Source organism: Mycobacterium sp. TY814, assembly GCF_030755175.1.
In the GTDB taxonomy this organism is placed as follows: Bacteria; Actinomycetota; Actinomycetes; order Mycobacteriales; family Mycobacteriaceae; genus Mycobacterium.
In genome coordinates this window covers 214,189-232,991 of record NZ_JAUFRY010000003.1, presented here as the reverse complement: position 1 = coordinate 232,991, position 18,803 = coordinate 214,189, and the positions used below count along the sequence as shown (strand labels likewise).

Sequence of the window (18,803 nt, the reverse complement as noted above, 5' to 3'; positions counted from 1 at the left end):
CGTGTCCGTGCACGGGCTGCGCCGCCAGCGCGCCCCGCGCGGGTCGGGCGACCGGCTTCGGCACGAAATCCTGGATGCGGCAACGGAATTGCTGCTGGAGACCGGGCAAGCGCGGGCGGTGTCGATTCGATCGGTCGCACAACGCGTCGGGGTCACGTCGCCGTCGATCTACCTGCATTTCCAGGACAAGAACGCGTTACTGGATGCGGTGTGCGCGCGCTATCTGGCACGCCTCGACGAGGCGATGGAGCGGGCGGCGGTAGGGCGCGCGTGCACCGTCGAGGTTCTGCGCGCCCAGGGCATGGCATACGTGCGGTTCGCGCTGCAGACCCCGGAGCTCTACCGGCTCGCCACCATGGGCGAATGGCGCCCCGGAAGCAATGTCGATATGGCACTGGACAGTTCGGCGTTCAAGCACATGCGTGTGTCGGTGCAGTCGCTGATGGACGAGGGTGTCTACCGCGCCGAAGACCCAACCATGATCGCCCTGGAACTGTGGACCGCCGCGCACGGCGTGGCCGCGATTCTGATCGCCAAGCCGCACTTGCCCTTCGGTGACGTCGATGCGTTCGCTCAGCGGGTTCTGGGCGCGGTACTGTGCGGTCATATGGTTGCCGGGCTCGTCGGCGCCGACGCGACGTCCCGGCAGTTGGTGGACTGGGTGCTCGAGCAGCGCCCCGCAGGGGAGGCGCAAACATGACGCCGAGTGTCGACAATCCTTTTTTCGCTCGGGTGTGGCCGGTCTTCGCCGCCCACGAAGCGGAATCGGTCCGGGTGCTGCGCCGGGAGAATCTGGCCGGCCTGGCGGGTCGGGTGCTCGAAATCGGTGCCGGCAGCGGGACCAACTTCGCCTACTACCCGGATGCCGTCACACACGTCCTGGCCGTGGAGCCCGAGAGGCGACTGGTGGACATCGCCAGACAAGCGGCGGCCGAGGCGCCGATCCCGGTGGAGGTGACCCACGAGACCGCCGAGCAGCTCGGCGACGTGGAGCCGTTCGACGCCGTGGTCTGTTCGCTGGTGTTGTGCTCGGTGCACGACCAGCTGGGCGTGCTGCGACGGCTGCACTCGCTGCTGCGGCCGGGCGGCGAGTTGCGGTACCTGGAGCACGTCGCCAGCGCCGGTGCCCGCGGCCGATTTCAGCAGTTTGCCGATGCGACGTTCTGGCCCAGGATGTTCGGCAACTGCCACACACATCGCGAGACCGAGCGGGCGATCGTCGACGCTGGATTCGAAGTGCACCGGGCCCGGCGGGAGTGGACGTTGCCGGCGTGGGCGCCACTGCCGGTGTCGGAATTGGCGCTGGGCCGGGCGCACCGCCCGTAGCGCCCCCGGGTCAATCGCCGAGCGGGAATTCTCCGACGCGACACGCCGCAGTGGCGTCGTCCGCCTCACCTTCGCGGCCGACACGGCGTGCGGCACCTAGTTGAACAGCGCGGGCAGTCGCTCCAACAGCCCGGGCAACGCCTGGCTGGCCGGCTCCCGCACGCAGAGCGTGGCGTATTGCGACAGCGGAGTGGCTTCGGGGTTGACCTCGATCACCGCGGTGCCGCGGGCCAGCGCCATCTCCGGTAACCCGGCCGCCGGATAGACGATCGACGACGTGCCGACCACCACCACCACGTCGGCGTTCTCGGTCGCGTCGAGCGCACTCTGCCACGGTCCCTGCGGCAGCGCTTCGCCGAACCAGACGATGTCGGGCCGGATCAGGCCGCCGCAGCGGCACACCGGTGGCTCCACCTCGATAGCGGCCTCCGTCATCACCGGGAGCGGGTCGGTGTATGCCATTCCGCAACGCGCGCAACGGAATTCAAACAAGCTGCCATGGAGGTGGTGTACCGGGGTGCTGCCGGCCCGCTCATGCAGGTCGTCGACATTCTGGGTGACGACGGTGACGGAAGTGACGTCAGGATGTTGCTGCCAGTCCGCGATGGCCCGGTGCCCCGCGTTGGGTTGCACGTCGGCCACCAGGTAGTGGCGCCACAGATACCAGCCCCACACGCGCTCGGGATTACGTTCCCAGCCTTGGACGCTGGAGAGCTCGTACGGGTCGAAGCGGGCCCACAATCCGTTCTTGTCGTCACGGAACGTCGGGACGCCGCTCTCCGCCGAGATACCCGCGCCGCTCAGCACCGTCACTCGCATCCCACAAAGATAGCCGCGTGTGGGCAATACTGGTTATGTGGAGTTGCGCGATTTATTGAAGGTCGACGTGAAGGCGGGCAAGCCGATATTCGACCAGCTCAGAACCGGAGTCATCGACGGGGTCCGGACCGGTTCGTTGCCGCCGGGCACCCGGCTGCCGACGGTGCGCGACTTGGCGGGCCAGCTGGGGGTGGCCGCCAACACGGTCGCCCGCGCCTACCGTGAGCTGGAATCTGCGGCGATCGTCGAAACTCGCGGGCGTTTCGGCACTTTCATCTCCCGCTTCGACCCCACCGATGCGGCGATGGCGGCGGCGGCCAAGGAATACGTGGAAGTTGCTCGGGCGCTGGGGCTCACGAAGTCCGACGCCATGCGCTACCTGACCAACGTGCCGGACGACTAGAACTCCGGCGTCGTCCTAAAATTCCAGCAGCGTCAGGTTCGGGCGCAGCGGATCGAGCAGCGCAACGTGATACACCGCCGACAGCGCGGTGTTGAAGATCAGCCCGCGCCCCTTCGGCAGCCGCACATCGTGGACCGCGGTGACGCCCGGCACCGTCGCGGCGAGATCGGCCGCCTCGGCGGGCGACAGACTGAACGGCATCGCCGGCACCTTGTAACGCAGTGAGGTGCGGATGCCCAGCCGGCTGAACACACTGAACCAGCGCGGCGGCAGGTCGAAGAGCATCTGGCCGCCGGGGAATCGCTTCGCGCACTCCGCTATCAGCCCCAGCGACTGCTCGGGTTGCAGGTACATCAGCAGTCCTTCGGCGGTGATGAACACCCCGTTCGAGGAGTCGACGGAGTCCATCCAGCTGTAATCCAGCGCCGACTGGGCGAGCACCGATATCCGCGGTGACGACGGCAGCAGCCGCTTGCGGATGTCGATGACCGGAGGCAAATCAACTGTCAGCCAACGGAACTGACCCTGGGGGAGGGCGGCATCCAGGCGCCAGAAGCTGGTCTGCAGGCCTTCGGCCAGCGCCACCACGGTGGCCGCCGGGTGAGCACTCAGGTAAGCCTTCGCGGCGCGGTCGAAGGCTTGCGCCCGGATTGCGATGTCCTGACGGGTGGGGCCGAACTTGGCGAAGTCGAAATCGATGGAGTCGACCAGCTGCACCGCCATCGGGTCGTCGATGAGCCGGTCGTCGCCGCGGCGCGCTTCGGTCGCGCGGGCGTTGAGGGTCAGGAGCGCGGTTTCCGAGACGCCGGTCAGAGCGACCTTATGCGACCCGGACGGGGAGTCGCTCATGCGAGCACCTTGGCCAGGGTGCGCAGATTGCGCGACGTGGTCGAGGACTTGTAGCGCTTCTTTCCCATCGTTTTGCCGATGCCGCTGTCCAGGGTGCTGCCCTTGGGGACCTGCCAGTAGATGACGCCCTCGCCGCGCTGGATCTTCTCGTCAGGGCCTGGGCTCAGTCGCGCCAGTTCGTCGAGAATGTCCGCGTCGGTGACGAAGGTGACGTAGGACTGCAAGCCCTCGACCTCGCGCTCGAAGGGATAGCCGTCGTCGATCGCACGCACGGTGTCCAGGTCGTAGGCCAGCACCCACGCGTCGTAGCCGAATTTCTCGCGCAGCGCGGCTTCGGCCTTTGTGCGCACTGTGGCGACCTTGGCCGATGACTCCATGAGCACGTTGCCGCTGGCCAGGATGGTGCGGACGTTGGTGAATCCGGCGTCGGTCAGTGCGTCGGCCACCTCGGCCATCTTCAGGTTGACGCCCCCCACGTTGACACCGCGCAGGAATGCCGCGTACTTGGTCATGAGTCGATTCCAGCAGGCCCTCAAACAACGATGCAACGCGACGTAGGCTTTCGGCATGGGACGCCACGTCTTCGACGACAAGCTATTGGCCGTGATCAGTTGCAACTCGATCGGAGTATTGGCCACCATCAAGCGCGACGGCCGGCCGCAGCTGTCGAACGTGCAGTACTACTTCGACGCCCGCGGTCTGGTGTTGCAGGTGTCGATCACCGAGCCGCGCGCCAAGACCCGCAATCTGCGGCGTGACCCGCGTGCATCGTTGTTGGTCGATGCCGATGACGGGTGGTCGTATGCGGTCGCGGAAGGGACTGCGGAACTGACTCCGCCGGCCATGGCGCCCGGCGACGACACCGTTGAGGCCCTGATTGCCTTGTACCGCAACATCGCTGGTGAGCACCCGGATTGGGACGAATACCGCGAAGCCATGGTCACCGATCGGCGGGTGCTGCTGACCATGCCGATCTCGCATGTGTACGGGATGCCACCGGGCCGGCGGTGATATTGCGTACCGGCTTGCCGCCTCACCCATTAGGCTGCCGGTATGGCCGAAACGAACGCCCCGGAATCGTCTGAACAGCCAGAGGACGAGAACAAGCGCAAGTTCCGCGAAGCCCTCGAACGCAAGCTGGCGAAGTCGTCCGGCGGCTCCGACCACAAGGACAGCGGCGGCAAGCAGTCGCGGGCGCACGGCGCAGCCGGTAACCGCCGGGAGTTCCGCCGCAAGAGCGGCTAGCCGACTCGAATAGCGCTGTCGGCGAACCGAATTCGAGCTGTCGGCGAACCGGGTCCAAGTGCCCGGCGACGCTCCGAAGGCCCGCCCGCCACGCCGATCTAAACTGGCTGCGTGGCGAAACTGCAGCTTGTTCAAGACCCGGCCGCCGACGCGCTGCTGGAATCCAATCCCTTTGCGTTGCTGGTGGGGATGCTGCTTGACCAGCAGGTTCCCATGGAAACGGCATTCGCCGGCCCCAAGAAGATCGCCGATCGGATGGGGGGATTCGACGCCGCCGAGATCGCCGATCACGACCCGGACAAGTTTGCGGCGCTCTGCTCGGAAAAGCCTGCCATTCACCGCTTTCCGGGGTCAATGGCCAAGCGCATCCAGACGCTTGCGCAGATTATCGTCGACCGCTACGACGGGGACACCGCGGCGCTGTGGACGGCCGGAGACCCGGACGGCAAGGAGTTGCTGAGGCGGCTGAAGGCACTGCCCGGCTTCGGCGAGCAGAAGGCGCAGATCTTCCTCGCGCTGCTCGGCAAGCAATACGGCGTGACGCCCACCGGTTGGCGCGCCGCCGCGGGGGCGTACGGCAAGGCGGGCACGCACATGTCGATTGCCGATATCGTCGATGCCGAGTCGCTGAGTCAGGTGCGGTCGTATAAGAAGCAGATGAAGGCTGCTGCCTCGGGGAAAGCCTCGGGGAAAGCCTCTGGGAAGGGAAAGGCGGCAACGTGAAGACACACATAACGTGTCCGTGCGGCGAAGCCATCGTCGGCAAGGATGAGGACGAGTTGGTGGAGCTGACTCAGGCCCACCTCGCCAGCGTGCACCCGGGTCTGGACTACGACCGGGACGCGATCCTGTTCATGGCGTACTGACGCCGCGCGCCGCGAGCGTGCGCATTTGTACAACGACACGCCCTGGCCGATGTACATCCGCGCACGCTCGCGGGCCGGTGCGGCAGCGCAATGCCTTTAAGGCACCACCGTCGAGCCGATGGTGGGCATGAACTGGCACTGACGGTCTTTGGTGGTGACCTGCCCGAAGATCGTCGACATGATGCTGCCCGAGCCGGTGTCCACGATCGCGGTCAGCGTCGTGGGGCCCTCACCGTTGATATCGGTGCGCGGCTTGAGCGTGGCGCTGCCTGACTTCCCGGTGGTGAGGTTGACCCACGTGACATTCAGCGGCAGACGCTGCACGTCCGCGGGCCCAGGGGTACCGACCGCGGTGAACACGTAAGCGGTCTGGCCGGGACCTGGTCCCGGTGTCGGGATCGGAGCCGGTCCCGCCACCGAAAGCGCTGTTGCCAGGGCGTTGGTGCCGTCTCCAAGGCAGTTCGTCCCGATCGAGGGGTACATGAAGTCCTGGGTGGGCGGCGCGTCAGGACCGAAAGCCGGAGCTGCGGCCGCGGGCGCCGCACCGGGCGCAGGTGCCGGTGCGGGGGCGGCGGCTGGTGTGGGTGCTGGTGCCGGGGCGGCGGCCGGAGCAGTAGCCGGTGCGGGGGCGGCGGCTGGTGCGGGTGCTGGGGCGGGGGCAGCGGCCGGAGCCGGTGCCGGCGCGGCGGCCGGAGCAGCAGCAGGAGCGGGGGCAGCGGCCGGAGCAGGTGCGGGTAACGCCGCCGGCGCGGCAGCGGGCGCGGGCACCGCGCGGGGCGCCGGTTCCGGGCCGGGAGGGGGCGGATCGACCGGCCGGGGATTGACCACGGAGGGAACGTCGCCCTCGGGTGCGGGACCCGCCGCGTGATGCGGGTCGACGCCCGTCGGCAGATGCGGAAGCGAGCCGGGCTCGACGCCGGGCGGCGGGACATGCGGCACCGGCGCGCCCTCGGGCGGAGTGCCGCCGGGCGGCACCTGGGTGCTCAAGTGCGGGCTACCGCCCGGGTCGGCGACGAACTGGTTGACCGACGCGGCGACGTTCTTGGCCTCGCTGGGAGCGGTCGGATTGTGGGTGAAAGCCTGCGCCGCGGCCATGAGCAGCTGCGTCGCCTGCGCCGGATTACCGGCTGCCTGCTGGATTATCGGACTCAACTCGGTCAACGCCGGCAGCCCCGGTAGCTGTTGAGCGGGGTTGGGCGGCGTCGGCGCCGGGTCGGCTGCCGCGCTCGGGGTGAGCATGAGCGCGGCAGCCGAAGTGACGACGACTGCGGCCAAACCTTTGGACAGACTCCAAGTGCTTGCCACGGTGTTTTCTCCCGGTTGTTGGTAGTAGGTCAGCCGTCGGTGATTACCGGACTCAGGGCAGTGCGGCGAGCAGGGTCTGCGGACCGCTCGCGCCGGGAGCACCGGCACCCGCGAGACCCGGAATACCTGAGGTGATAGCCGGCAACGCGGCTTGGGCGAGCCCCGGAATCGCGGTCGCCAAACCAGGCAACGACGAGGCAGGCGTCGCGGGCACAGCGGGCGCGGCAGGAGCGGCAGGAGCCGTGACACCCGGGATCGGGGTGGTGACTCCCGGGATCGGAAGCGACGCGGGAGCGGGTGCCGCCGGAGCTGCCGGCGCGGTCAGACCCGGCAGCGGTGCGTTCACGCCGGGGATCGACGGAACCGACGCCGGGGCGGCGGGTGCGGCCGGAGCGGCCGGTGCGGCCAGGCTGGGCAGCGGTGCGTTCACGCCGGGGATCGACGGAACCGACGCCGGCGCAGCCGGGGCGGCCGGGGCGGCGGGAGCGGTGAGGCCGGGAAGCGGGGCGTTCACGCCGGGGATGGACGGCGTGGCCGCGGGGGCGGCCGCCGGAGCCGGAGCGGTTGCACCGGGCAGGACGGAAGGCAGGTTCAACCCACCCGGAGCGGCAGGCGCCGGGTCAGGTGAACGAAGCACCCCCTGAGGCGCCGGCGGGGTGGCACCCAGCGCGGTCGCCAGATTCTGCAGAATCTGCGGAGCGTTGGCCGCTGAGGCGATCAGCTGCTGAGGAATGTTGGTCTCGGCCGGAGCGGGCGCGGGGTCGGCGTGGGCGATGCCGCCGGTCAGCAGCGCGGCGGATGAGCCGACCAGGACGGCGGCGGCTCGGACGTAAGTCCACATGGTTGGCATGACTCTCCCTGAGTTGATCGATGACTGGTCCCAGAGCCGAAGCTAGCCTGGTACAGAAGTGACTCAAGTGACACGTGTGGCATTTATGCGATCGTTACCGATACGAGTGAGGGCGGTGACCGGCGACCTGGGAATCGTGTTCGCGCCGTTACAAAAGGCTCGGCGCGCTGCCGGGTCGGTAAAGTCGGGCCGATAGACACGACTTCGGCCGCCGATGCGGCAGTAACTCCCCGGCGCCGTCGCAGCTTGCTGCAGACGTTGGCGCTGCCACTTTTGGTTCTCAGCATCGCCGCACGGTTCGCGTGGACTTATCTGGCGCCGAATGGGGCCAACTTCGTCGACCTGCACGTTTACGTTGGCGGTGCCGCGGCACTGGATCATCCCGGCACCCTGTACAGCTATGTCTACGCCGACCAGACCCCGGATTTCCCGCTGCCGTTCACCTATCCGCCGTTTGCTGCGGTGCTCCTCTACCCGCTTCACTTCGTGCCGTTCGGGGTGCTGGCGTTCCTCTGGCACGTCGCGATCGTGGCGGCGCTGTACGGCGTGGTGCGAGTCAGTCAACGCTTGATCGGCACCGCCGCGGACCGCCCGGCCGCGATGTTGTGGACCGCGGTTGGCATCTGGATCGAACCGCTGCGCAGCAACTTCGACTACGGGCAGATCAACGTGTTCCTGGTGCTCGCGGTGCTGTGGGCGGTGTACACGACGCGATGGTGGCTGTCCGGGGCGTTGGTGGGTCTGGCCGCCGCGGTCAAGCTGACCCCGGCTGTCGCGGGCATCTATCTGCTTGGCGCGCGCCGCTGGTCGGCAGCGCTGTTCTCGCTGGCGGTGTTCCTGCTCACGATCGGGGTGTCGCTGTTCGTGGTCGGCGATCAGGCCCGCTACTACTTCACCGACCTGCTCGGCGACGCGCACCGGGTGGGGCCGATCGCCACCTCGTTCAACCAGTCCTGGCGGGGCGCGATTTCGCGCATTGTCGGCTACGACGCCGGATACGGACCGCTGGTGCTGGCCGCGCTCGTCGTCACGGCCGTCGTTGCCGTGCTGGCATGGCGTGCGCTGGACAGCTCTGATGCTCTGGGCAGGCTGCTGGTAGTCGAACTGTTCGGCCTGCTGCTCTCACCCATTTCCTGGACGCACCACTGGGTGTGGTTGGTCCCGCTGATGGTGTGGCTGATTCACGGACCGCTGCGCGAGCGTCTGGCAGCGCGAGTGCTCGGTTGGGGCTGGCTGGTGCTCACCGTGATCGGCGTGCCCTGGCTGCTGAGCTTCGAGCAGCCGACCATCTGGGTGATCAGCCGCCCGTGGTACCTGGCCTGGGCCGGATCGGTGTATGTGGTCGCGGCGCTGGCGACGCTGGGTTGGGTAGCTACGACGCGAACGGCTCGGGGTTCACGCCGGCGTGAGGGTGTCGCCGAGCCCCGTTGATTTACCCCGCGGCAACGATCCCGTTGATCTCACCCGCCATATCGAGGTCCTTCTGCGTGATCCCACCCTCGGAATGCGTGACCAACACGAAAGTCACGGTCCGCCAACGGATATCGATGTCAGGATGGTGATCCTGCTCTTCAGCGTGCTCGCCCACCCGGCGCACGGCGTCGATGCCGGCCAAGAATGCCGGGAATTTGACTGAGCGGCGCAACGCGCCATCGGCGCGCTCCCAACCGTCCGGTAGTGCGGCGTCAACTTGCTCATCGGTGAGAACAGCCATAACTCCGAAGGTATACCGTCAGTGGCCATGCCGACCCAGATCGTCGTCGCCGGTGCCATCATCAGCGGTGGCGCGGTCCTGGTGGCGCAACGCATCCGGCCCCCGGAGTTGGCCGGCTGCTGGGAACTTCCGGGCGGAAAGGTGGCCGAGGGTGAAACCGAGCCCGCTGCGCTGGCCCGCGAGCTGGCTGAAGAACTCGGAATCGACACCACCGTTGGGGAGCGCCTCGGCGGTGACGTTCTTCTGGGTGAGGCCATCACCCTGCGGGCCTATCGGGTCCGCCTGGTGAGCGGCGAACCGCACCCGCGCGATCACCAGGCCTTGCGCTGGGTGACGGCCGCCGAGCTCGATGACGTCGACTGGGTACCGGCCGATCGCGCGTGGCTCCCCGATCTGGCGGCTGCGCTCTGACGAGCCGTCGTCGAGCACCTCGCAGTTGCAGACCCGTGGCCTGGCCGATTCGATTGGATGACAACGCTTTTAGGCTACCGCGAAATCCTGGCCATTGGGCCGGCAGCCGCGGCGGGTGTGCGCTGCTCGATCGGGTCGGGGCATTGCCGACCATGCGATGCGGGGGCCGAACGCCACGGCGGTAACGAGACCGCCGATCGAAGACGCACACAGCAACTTTGATGCCTACTCACAGCCGCATTTCGGTGAACGCACAGCGTCTCGGAAGGTACGCGTCGTCAACTGGGGATTGAAGGACCCTGACCTACCCCTGGTTTGGAATTGCCGGCCGCCCCGGCCGGTTCACACCCGGCGGCGCGCCGCGAGTGAGTAGGAGGCCTGAATCTCTTGACTGCCACGCCACATATCGGTGGGCACCTCGAGGAAATCCTGGAGCGCAGCGGGCGATTCTTCACACCCGGGGAGTTCTCCGCGGACCTGCGCACCGTCACCCGCCGCGGGGGGCGCGAAGGCGATGTGTTCTACCGCGATCGATGGAGCCACGACAAGGTCGTCCGGTCCACCCACGGGGTCAACTGCACCGGGTCATGTTCTTGGAAGATCTACGTCAAGGACGGGATCATCACCTGGGAAACGCAGCAGACCGACTATCCGTCGGTGGGCCCGGACCGTCCCGAATACGAGCCGCGCGGATGTCCCCGGGGTGCGTCCTTTTCCTGGTACAGCTATTCGCCGACGCGGGTGCGCTATCCGTATGCCCGCGCCGTGCTGGTGGAGATGTTCCGGGAGGCCAAGGCACGGCTCGGTGACCCTGTGCTGGCGTGGGCAGACATTCAGGCCGACTCCGAGCGGCGCCGTCGCTACCAAAAAGCCAGGGGCAAAGGCGGTTTGATCCGGGTGAGCTGGGCTGAGGCGACGGAGATGATCGCCGCCGCGCACGTTCACACGATCAAGACCTACGGCCCGGACCGAATCGCGGGATTCTCACCGATACCTGCCATGTCCATGGTCAGCCATGCCGCCGGATCGCGGTTCATCGAGCTGATCGGCGGCGTGATGACCTCGTTCTACGATTGGTACGCCGACCTTCCGGTGGCATCTCCGCAGGTCTTCGGCGACCAGACCGACGTGCCGGAGTCCGGAGACTGGTGGGACGCCTCGTATTTGGTGATGTGGGGTTCCAACGTGCCGATCACCCGCACTCCCGACGCGCACTGGATGGCCGAGGTGCGTTATCGCGGGACCAAGGTGGTGGTGGTCAGCCCCGACTACGCCGACAACACCAAGTTCGCCGACGAGTGGATACGCTGCGCCGCCGGTACCGACGCGGCACTGGCCATGGCGATGGGACACGTCATTCTCACCGAATGCTTTGTCACGAAGCAGGTTCCGTTCTTCACCGACTACGTGCGGCGCTTCACCGATCTGCCGTTTCTGATCAAGCTCGAGCAGCGGGACGACACGTTTGTGCCCGGGAAGTTCCTCACCGCTGCCGACATCGGCCGGGAAGTCGAGAACGCGGTCTTCAAGCCGGCGCTGCTCGACGAGGTCACCGGACGCGTGGTGATACCGCACGGGTCGCTGGGTTTCCGCTTCGGCGAGGATTGCGTCGGGAAGTGGAACCTGGACCTGGGCGCGGTGATACCGGCGCTGAGCGTCGACGGTGGCGACGGGGCCGTCCTGGTGGACCTGCCCAGTTTCGACACCGTCGACGGTCACGGTGAGACGGTGTCGCGAGGGGTGCCGGTGCGCCGTGTCGGCACGCATCTGGTGTGCACCGTGTTCGACTTGATGCTGGCCCACTATGGCGTCTCCCGCGGGGGCCTTCCCGGCGACTGGCCGACCGGCTTCGACGATCCCGCCCGGCCGAACACCCCCGCCTGGCAGGAGGCCATCACCGGGGTTCCGGCCGTGCAGGCCGTCCGCGTCGCCCGGGAATTCGCCCGCAACGCAGCGGAATCCGGCGGGCGATCGATGGTGATCATGGGCGGAGGGATCTGTCACTGGTTCCACAGCGACGTGATGTACCGCGCGGTGCTGGCGCTTTTGATGCTGACCGGATCGATGGGGCGCAACGGTGGCGGCTGGGCCCACTACGTCGGCCAGGAGAAGGTCCGGCCACTGACGGGGTGGCAGACCATGGCCAACGCCGGTGACTGGGTGCGGCCGCCGCGGCAGGTTCCCGGCGCCTCGTACTGGTACGCCCACACCGACCAGTGGCGCTACGACGAGTACTCGGCCGACAAGTTGGCCAGTCCGGTGGGACGCGGGCGCTTCGACGGCAGGCACACCATGGATCTGCTCAAATCGGCGGCGGCGATGGGATGGAGCCCGTTCTACCCGCAATTCGATCGGTCCAGTCTCGACGTCGCCGATGAGGCGAAGGCGGACGGCCGCGATATCGCTGAGTTCGTCGCCGAACAACTGAGCGGGGGGACCCTGAACCTGGCGGCCGGCGATCCGGACAACCCCGCCAACTGGCCGCGGGTGCTCACCGTGTGGCGCGCGAACCTGATCGGCTCGTCGGGCAAGGGTGGGGAGTACTTCCTGCGGCATCTGCTGGGCACCGACTCCAACGTGCAGGCCGAGGCGCCCGGTGCCGGCGTGCCCGAGGGCAAGCTGGATCTGATGATGTCGATCGACTTCCGGATGACGTCGACGACGCTGGTGTCCGACGTGGTGCTGCCCGCGGCGACCTGGTACGAGAAGCATGACCTGTCCAGCACGGATATGCACCCGTATGTGCACGCGTTCAGTCCGGCGATCGACCCACCGTGGGAAACCCGTTCGGACTACGACGCATTCGCAGCGATTGCACGCGCCTTCAGTGTGCTGGCCACACAACATCTGGGTACGCGCACCGATGTGGTGATGACCGCTCTGCAACACGACAGTCCGGACGCGATGGCGTATCCGGAAGGCGCGCAGCGTGATTGGCTGAGTACCGGCGAGGTTCCGGTGCCGGGCAGCACCATGGGCAGGCTCACCGTGGTGGAGCGTGACTATGGGGCCACCTACGACAAATGGGTGACGTTGGGGCCGCTGATCGAGACGTTCGGCACGACGGTCAAGGGCAGTACGGTCTACCCGGTCCGTGAGTGCAGCGAGCTGGCCGCCAAGTTCGGGGTGATGAATTCCGGTGTCGCAGCTGGGCGCCCGGCGCTGACCAGCGCCCACCGGATGGCAGACGCCATTCTCGCTCTGTCGGGAACGTGCAACGGCCGACTCGCGGTGGAAGGTTTCCTGGAACTGGAAAAGCGCACCGGGCAACGGCTGGCGCAACTGGCTGAGGGCAGCGAGGACAAACGCATCAGCTACGCGGACACCCAAGCCCGTCCGGTGCCGGTGATCACCAGCCCGGAATGGTCCGGCAGCGAGACCGGTGGACGTCGCTACGCGCCGTTCACGATCAACATCGAACACCTCAAGCCGTTCCATACGCTGACCGGGCGAATGCATTTCTACCTCGCCCACGACTGGGTGGAGGAACTCGGCGAGCAGTTGCCCGTCTACCGGCCGCCGCTCGATATGGCGCGGTTGTTCAATCAGCCTCAGCTCGGGGGTGACGGGATCGGGCTTACCGTGCGCTATCTGACGCCCCATTCGAAGTGGTCGTTTCACTCCACATATCAGGACAACCTGTACATGCTTTCCCTGTCCCGGGGCGGTCCAACCATGTGGATTAGTCCCGGTGATGCCGCGAAAATAGAAGTGCGCGACAACGATTGGGTCGAGGCGGTCAACGCCAACGGCATCTTCGTGTGCCGCGCGATCGTGTCCCACCGGATGCCAGACGGTGTGGTGTTCGTCTACCACGTGCAGGAGCGCACCGTCGATACGCCACGAACCGAGACCAACAACAAGCGTGGTGGCAACCACAACGCGCTGACCCGGGTGCGGATCAAGCCCAGCCACCTGGCCGGTGGTTATGGCCAGCACACGTTCGGGTTCAACTATCTGGGGCCCACCGGCAATCAGCGTGACGAGGTGACGATGGTGCGCCGCCGCAGCCAGGAGGTGACCTACTAGATGAGAGTCATGGCGCAGCTGGCGATGGTGATGAACCTCGACAAATGCATTGGCTGCCATACCTGTTCTGTGACGTGCAAGCAGGCCTGGACCAACCGTCCGGGCACCGAGTACGTGTGGTTCAACAACGTGGAAACCCGCCCGGGAGTGGGTTATCCGCGCACCTACGAAGACCAGGACCGCTGGCGTGGTGGGTGGCTGCGTGACAGCAAGGGGCGGCTGAGATTGCGCGACGGCGGCCGATTCCAGAAACTGCTGCGCATCTTCGCCAACCCCACCCTGCCCACCATCACCGACTACTACGAGCCCTGGACCTACGACTACGAGAATTTGACCCGGGCGCCGGCGGGGGACACCTTTCCCACCGCCGCCCCGCGCAGCGCGCTCACCGGTCAGCCTTTGAAGGTCTCCTGGGGTTCGAACTGGGACGACAACCTGGCCGGCTCAACGGAGATCGTGCCGGACGACCCCATCCTGAAAAAGGTCAACCAAGAGGTCAAACTCAAGCTCGAAGAGACCTTCATGTTCTACCTGCCGCGGATCTGCGAGCACTGTCTGAACCCGTCATGCGTGGCGTCCTGTCCGTCCGGTGCGATGTACAAGCGGACCGAGGACGGCATCGTCCTGGTCGACCAGGACCGCTGCCGAGGCTGGCGCATGTGTGTGTCCGGATGTCCCTACAAGAAGGTGTATTTCAATCACCAGACGGGCAAGGCCGAGAAGTGCACGCTGTGCTACCCGCGCATCGAGGTCGGATTGCCGACGGTGTGCTCGGAAACGTGTGTGGGCCGGTTGCGCTACCTCGGTCTGGTGTTCTACGACGCCGACCGGGTGCTCGAGGCGGCGTCGGTGCGAAGCGACACCGACCTCTATGAAGCGCAGCGCCGCATCATCCTGGACCCCGGCGATCCCGAGGTTGTCGCCGGTGCCCGAGCGCAGGGCATCTCGCAGGAGTGGATCGAGGCCGCGCAGCGCTCGCCGGTGTACGCGCTGATCAACACCTTCAAAGTCGCGCTCCCCCTTCACCCGGAATACCGGACGATGCCGATGGTGTGGTACATCCCGCCGCTGTCCCCGGTGGTCGACGCGGTCAGCCACGACGGTCACGATGGCGAGGATCTGGGCAACTTGTTCGGTGCCCTGGACGCACTGCGCATCCCCATTGAGTACCTGGCGGAGCTGTTCACCGCCGGTGACACGCAGGTGGTCGCCGGCGTGTTGCGGCGGCTGGCGGCGATGCGCTCATACATGCGTGACGTCAATCTGGGCCGTCAGACCCAGCCGCATATCGCCCATGCGGTAGGGATGACAGAAGAGCAGATCTACGACATGTACCGCCTGCTCGCCATCGCGAAATACGAAGAGCGGTATGTGATTCCGACGGCATACGCGCCAGATCTGCACCCGGGCGCCGCATCCGATGAGATGGGATGTTCGCTGTCGTTCGACGGCGGACCGGGAATGTATGAGTCAGGTCCGTTCGGCGAGGGCAGCGGCCACCCTGTCCCGGTCGCCGTGGAGACCTTCCACGCGCTGCGGCGGCGACAGACAAACCTGCTGAACTGGGACGGCAGAGGCAGGCCCGAGAGCTTGTTCCCGGAAGCCGGGCCGGTCCACCGATGAAGCTGCTGTCCCGTGCCCGCGCGTCCGCCGACACCATGCGAGACCGCCTGGTGTGGCAGGGGGCCTCCCTGCTGCTGGCCTATCCCGATGACCCAGCGCGGCTGGAGATGGTCGACGAGCTGCTGAGTCATCTCAGCGGCACCGCGGCGGCGCTGCTGGGCCGGACAGCCGCTGCGTTGCGTTCCCGCTCGACAATGGCCGCCGCGGCGCATTACGTCGAAACGTTCGACATGGGGCGGCGGGCCACCATGTACCTCACCTACTGGACAGCGGGGGACACCCGCAACCGCGGCCGCGAGATGCTGGCATTTGCAACGGCATACCGGCAGGCCGGCGTCGAGCCGCCACGTTCGGAGGCGCCGGATTTCCTGCCCGTGGTGCTGGAGTTCGCGGCCACCGTCGATGCCGAAACCGGCCGCCGCCTGCTGCACGAGCACCGTGTCCCGATCGAGGTGCTCCGCGGCGCGCTGGCCGACGCCGGATCGCCTTATGCGGACACCGTGGCGGCGGTGTGCGGGACGCTGCCGGCCGGCACCGAAGCGGAGTCGAGCCGGGCGCGGCGGCTTGCCGCCGCCGGACCGCCCGTCGAATCCGTTGGACTGCAACCGTTTACGTTGACCGTGCCGCCCCGGCGCGCCGAGGGAGGCTGACGTCGGGTGCACCTGAAATTGCTGGAGATCTTCTGGGACGACATTCCCTATGTGGTGCTCTCCATCGCGGTGGTGGGCACCTGGTGGCGGTACCGCTACGACAAGTTCGGCTGGACCACCCGTTCGTCGCAGCTTTACGAGTCGCGGTTGTTGTCGATCGCCAACCCGTTGTTCCACTTCGGCAGCCTCGCGGTGATCATGGGCCACGTGATGGGGCTGTTCATTCCCGAGTCCTGGACCAGGGCGGTCGGGATGAGTGATCACCTCTATCACATGCAAGCGGTGCTGCTCGGCGTGCCGGCCGGCGTCGCCACCCTGCTGGGCATCGGGCTGCTGATCTATCGGCGGCGCACCCGCGCGGCGGTGTCCCTGGCCACCACCCGCAACGACAAACTGATGTACCTCGTACTGGTGTGCGCACTGGTGGCGGGTTTGAGCTGCACGCTGATGGGCCTCACACACTTCGGTGAACTGCACGACTACCGGCAGCGGGTGTCCATATGGTTCCGGTCGATCTGGCTACTCGACCCGCGCGGAGATCTGATGGTGCAGGCGGCCGCGTACTACCAGATCCACGTGCTCATCGCGCTGCTGCTGTTCGCGCTGTGGCCGTTCACCCGGCTGGTGCACGCGTTCAGCGCGCCGATCGGCTATCTGTTCCGGCCCTACATCGTCTACCGCAGCCGAGACACGGCGGAGAAACACCAATTGGTCGGTGCGGCACCGCGCCGACGGGGCTGGTGAGCACGCCGGCCGGGCCGGTGGTGACCTGCCCGGTTCGCTATTAACCGGCCCCGCTGCCACAATCACCGACGTGCCATTCCGCAATGTCGCCATCGTCGCCCACGTCGACCACGGCAAAACAACCCTGGTCGACGCGATGCTGCGGCAGTCCGGTGCGCTGACCCACCGTGGTGACGACACCCAGGAACGCATCATGGACAGCGGTGACCTGGAGAAGGAAAAAGGAATCACCATTCTGGCCAAGAACACGGCCGTGCACCGTCACAACGCGGACGGCACGCTCACCGTGATCAACGTCATCGACACCCCCGGCCACGCCGACTTCGGCGGCGAAGTGGAACGCGGTCTGTCCATGGTCGACGGGGTGCTGTTGCTGGTCGACGCGTCCGAGGGCCCGTTGCCGCAGACCCGGTTCGTGCTGCGCAAGGCGCTGCAGGCGCATCTGCCGGTGATCCTCGTCGTCAACAAGACCGACCGGCCCGACGCCCGGATCGGCGAGGTGGTCGACGCCAGTCACGACCTGCTGCTCGACGTCGCCTCCGACCTCGACCCCGAAGCGGCTGCGGCGGCGGAGCACGCGCTGGGCCTCCCGACGCTGTATGCCTCCGGGCGCGCCGGCATCGCCAGCACCGAGCAGCCCGCCGACGGTGAGGCCCCGGCCGGCGACAACCTCGATCCGCTCTTCGAGGTGCTGATGGAGCACATCCCGGCCCCCTCAGGTGACCAGGAGGCGCCGTTGCAGGCGCTGGTCACCAACCTCGACGCATCGGCCTTCCTCGGCCGACTCGCCCTGATCCGCATCTATAACGGCAAGCTGCGCAAGGGCCAGCAGGTGGCGTGGATGCGCGAGGTGGACGGAGTGCCCGTCATCACCAATGCCAAGATCACCGAGTTGCTGGCCACCGAAGGTGTCGAGCGCAGCCCCACCGACGAGGCCGTGGCAGGCGATATCGTGGCCGTCGCCGGGCTGCCCGAGATCATGATCGGCGACACCCTGGCCGACCCAGACCATGCCCACGCCCTGCCGCGGATCCACGTCGACGAACCAGCCATCTCGGTCACCATCGGCACCAATACCTCCCCGCTGGCCGGCAAGGTCTCCGGGCACAAGCTGACCGCACGCATGGTCCGCAACCGGCTGGACGCCGAACTGGTCGGCAACGTGTCGATCCGGGTCGTCGACATCGGCCGGCCCGACGCCTGGGAGGTGCAGGGTCGCGGCGAGCTGGCGCTGGCCGTGCTGGTCGAGACGATGCGTCGCGAAGGATTCGAGCTGACGGTCGGCAAGCCGCAGGTGGTCACCCGGACCATCGACGGCAAGCTGCACGAGCCGTACGAGGCGATGACCATCGACTGCCCCGAGGAGTTCGTCGGCGCGATCACTCAGCTGATGGCCGCCCGCAAGGGGCGCATGGAGGAGATGACCAACCACGCCGCCGGTTGGGTCCGGATGGACTTCATCGTGCCCAGCCGTGGCCTGATCGGCTTCCGCACCGACTTCCTCACCCTGACGCGCGGCACCGGCATCGCCAACGCGGTGTTTGACGGCTACCGCCCGTGGGCCGGTGAGATCCGGGCCCGTCACACCGGCTCACTGGTGTCCGACCGCGCCGGCGTCATCACCCCCTTCGCACTGATTCAGCTCGCCGACCGTGGCCAGTTCTTCGTCGAACCGGGCCAGGACACCTATGAGGGCATGGTCGTCGGAATCAATCCACGGGCCGAAGATCTCGACATCAATGTCACCCGGGAGAAGAAGCTCACCAATATGAGGTCGTCGACGGCCGACGTCATCGAGACCCTGGCCAAGCCGCTCGAGCTCGACCTCGAGCAGGCCATGGAGTTCTGCGCGCAGGATGAGTGCGTCGAGGTGACCCCGGAGATCGTCCGGGTGCGCAAGGTCGAGCTGGACGCCACCTCCCGCGCCCGCAGCCGCTCGCGCGCCAAGGCACGCGGGTAGGCCACGTGC

The 18,803-nt window shown here is 67.1% G+C and carries 20 protein-coding genes; 14 read left to right on the top strand and 6 right to left on the bottom strand.

Going from position 1 to position 18,803, the window contains the following annotated elements; all coding sequences use genetic code 11:
• The first annotated feature begins 1 nt into the window (after position 1).
• Both QXH22_RS22320 and QXH22_RS22315 read left to right on the top strand, forming a co-directional pair.
• Complete coding sequence (locus tag QXH22_RS22320) at positions 2-700, top strand: TetR/AcrR family transcriptional regulator (protein WP_306246438.1); 699 nt, start codon at positions 2-4, stop codon at positions 698-700.
• Positions 697-1,326, top strand: a complete 630-nt coding sequence (locus QXH22_RS22315; protein WP_306245532.1) for a bifunctional 2-polyprenyl-6-hydroxyphenol methylase/3-demethylubiquinol 3-O-methyltransferase UbiG — start codon at positions 697-699, stop codon at positions 1,324-1,326. Before QXH22_RS22320 ends, QXH22_RS22315 begins: the two co-directional genes overlap by 4 nt.
• 96 nt (positions 1,327-1,422) lie before the next feature.
• On the opposite strand, the gene QXH22_RS22310 is transcribed toward QXH22_RS22315, so the two are convergent.
• Entirely contained in the window at positions 1,423-2,145 is a 723-nt protein-coding gene (locus tag QXH22_RS22310) for an NAD-dependent deacylase (RefSeq protein ID WP_306245531.1), read from the bottom strand.
• A gap of 37 nt (positions 2,146-2,182) precedes the next feature.
• Between QXH22_RS22310 and QXH22_RS22305 the strand changes: the two genes are divergently transcribed.
• The gene (locus QXH22_RS22305) at positions 2,183-2,548 is read left to right on the top strand and encodes a GntR family transcriptional regulator (RefSeq protein WP_306246436.1); all 366 of its coding nucleotides are present in this window, start codon (positions 2,183-2,185) and stop codon (positions 2,546-2,548) included.
• Between the two features lie 15 nt (positions 2,549-2,563).
• On the opposite strand, the gene QXH22_RS22300 is transcribed toward QXH22_RS22305, so the two are convergent.
• Complete coding sequence (locus QXH22_RS22300) at positions 2,564-3,397, bottom strand: class I SAM-dependent methyltransferase (protein WP_306245528.1); 834 nt, start codon at positions 3,395-3,397, stop codon at positions 2,564-2,566.
• The gene (locus tag QXH22_RS22295; protein ID WP_306245526.1) at positions 3,394-3,909 is read right to left on the bottom strand and encodes a DUF1697 domain-containing protein; all 516 of its coding nucleotides are present in this window, start codon (positions 3,907-3,909) and stop codon (positions 3,394-3,396) included. The genes QXH22_RS22300 and QXH22_RS22295 overlap by 4 nt, the downstream gene beginning before the upstream one ends.
• 55 nt (positions 3,910-3,964) lie before the next feature.
• On the opposite strand from QXH22_RS22295, the gene QXH22_RS22290 reads away from it, so the two are divergent.
• The 4 genes from QXH22_RS22290 (at position 3,965) to QXH22_RS22275 (ending at position 5,508) form a co-directional block, all read left to right on the top strand.
• Positions 3,965-4,408, top strand: coding sequence for a PPOX class F420-dependent oxidoreductase (locus QXH22_RS22290; RefSeq protein ID WP_306245524.1), 444 nt, complete (start codon positions 3,965-3,967; stop codon positions 4,406-4,408).
• Positions 4,409-4,450: 42 nt separating this feature from the next.
• The gene (locus QXH22_RS22285) at positions 4,451-4,642 is read left to right on the top strand and encodes a DUF5302 domain-containing protein (RefSeq protein ID WP_306245522.1); all 192 of its coding nucleotides are present in this window, start codon (positions 4,451-4,453) and stop codon (positions 4,640-4,642) included.
• 111 nt (positions 4,643-4,753) lie between these two features.
• Positions 4,754-5,365, top strand: a complete 612-nt coding sequence (locus QXH22_RS22280) for an HhH-GPD-type base excision DNA repair protein (RefSeq protein WP_306245520.1) — start codon at positions 4,754-4,756, stop codon at positions 5,363-5,365.
• Positions 5,362-5,508 carry a hypothetical protein gene (locus QXH22_RS22275; protein ID WP_063892814.1) on the top strand — a complete coding sequence of 49 codons (147 nt, stop codon included), beginning with the start codon at positions 5,362-5,364 and terminating at the stop codon, positions 5,506-5,508. Before QXH22_RS22280 ends, QXH22_RS22275 begins: the two co-directional genes overlap by 4 nt.
• 96 nt (positions 5,509-5,604) lie before the next feature.
• Here the strand turns inward: QXH22_RS22275 and QXH22_RS22270 are convergent, their stop codons facing one another.
• Positions 5,605-6,813: a hypothetical protein gene (locus QXH22_RS22270; protein ID WP_371934296.1), complete on the bottom strand. Its 1,209-nt coding sequence runs from the start codon at positions 6,811-6,813 to the stop codon at positions 5,605-5,607.
• A 52-nt stretch (positions 6,814-6,865) separates the two neighbouring features.
• Positions 6,866-7,663 carry a hypothetical protein gene (locus QXH22_RS22265; RefSeq protein WP_306245518.1) on the bottom strand — a complete coding sequence of 266 codons (798 nt, stop codon included), beginning with the start codon at positions 7,661-7,663 and terminating at the stop codon, positions 6,866-6,868.
• A gap of 192 nt (positions 7,664-7,855) precedes the next feature.
• On the opposite strand from QXH22_RS22265, the gene QXH22_RS22260 reads away from it, so the two are divergent.
• Positions 7,856-9,094, top strand: coding sequence for a mannosyltransferase (locus tag QXH22_RS22260; RefSeq protein WP_306277359.1), 1,239 nt, complete (start codon positions 7,856-7,858; stop codon positions 9,092-9,094).
• Between the two features lies 1 nt (position 9,095).
• Here the strand turns inward: QXH22_RS22260 and QXH22_RS22255 are convergent, their stop codons facing one another.
• Complete coding sequence (locus tag QXH22_RS22255; protein WP_306245516.1) at positions 9,096-9,377, bottom strand: 4a-hydroxytetrahydrobiopterin dehydratase; 282 nt, start codon at positions 9,375-9,377, stop codon at positions 9,096-9,098.
• 27 nt (positions 9,378-9,404) lie between these two features.
• On the opposite strand from QXH22_RS22255, the gene QXH22_RS22250 reads away from it, so the two are divergent.
• From QXH22_RS22250 to typA, 6 genes are all read left to right on the top strand, one after another.
• Entirely contained in the window at positions 9,405-9,788 is a 384-nt protein-coding gene (locus tag QXH22_RS22250; RefSeq protein WP_306245514.1) for a (deoxy)nucleoside triphosphate pyrophosphohydrolase, read from the top strand.
• Positions 9,789-10,175: 387 nt separating this feature from the next.
• Positions 10,176-13,817: a nitrate reductase subunit alpha gene (locus tag QXH22_RS22245; RefSeq protein ID WP_306277031.1), complete on the top strand. Its 3,642-nt coding sequence runs from the start codon at positions 10,176-10,178 to the stop codon at positions 13,815-13,817.
• A complete protein-coding gene (gene narH / locus QXH22_RS22240; protein ID WP_306277030.1) occupies positions 13,818-15,440 on the top strand; it encodes a nitrate reductase subunit beta in 1,623 nt (540 codons plus the stop codon).
• Positions 15,437-16,090: a nitrate reductase molybdenum cofactor assembly chaperone gene (gene narJ / locus QXH22_RS22235; protein ID WP_306277029.1), complete on the top strand. Its 654-nt coding sequence runs from the start codon at positions 15,437-15,439 to the stop codon at positions 16,088-16,090. Before narH ends, narJ begins: the two co-directional genes overlap by 4 nt.
• Before the next feature lie 6 nt (positions 16,091-16,096).
• The gene (gene narI / locus QXH22_RS22230; protein WP_371934295.1) at positions 16,097-16,834 is read left to right on the top strand and encodes a respiratory nitrate reductase subunit gamma; all 738 of its coding nucleotides are present in this window, start codon (positions 16,097-16,099) and stop codon (positions 16,832-16,834) included.
• Positions 16,835-16,904: 70 nt separating this feature from the next.
• The gene (typA, locus tag QXH22_RS22225; protein ID WP_306245507.1) at positions 16,905-18,794 is read left to right on the top strand and encodes a translational GTPase TypA; all 1,890 of its coding nucleotides are present in this window, start codon (positions 16,905-16,907) and stop codon (positions 18,792-18,794) included.
• Positions 18,795-18,803: the final 9 nt, after the last annotated feature.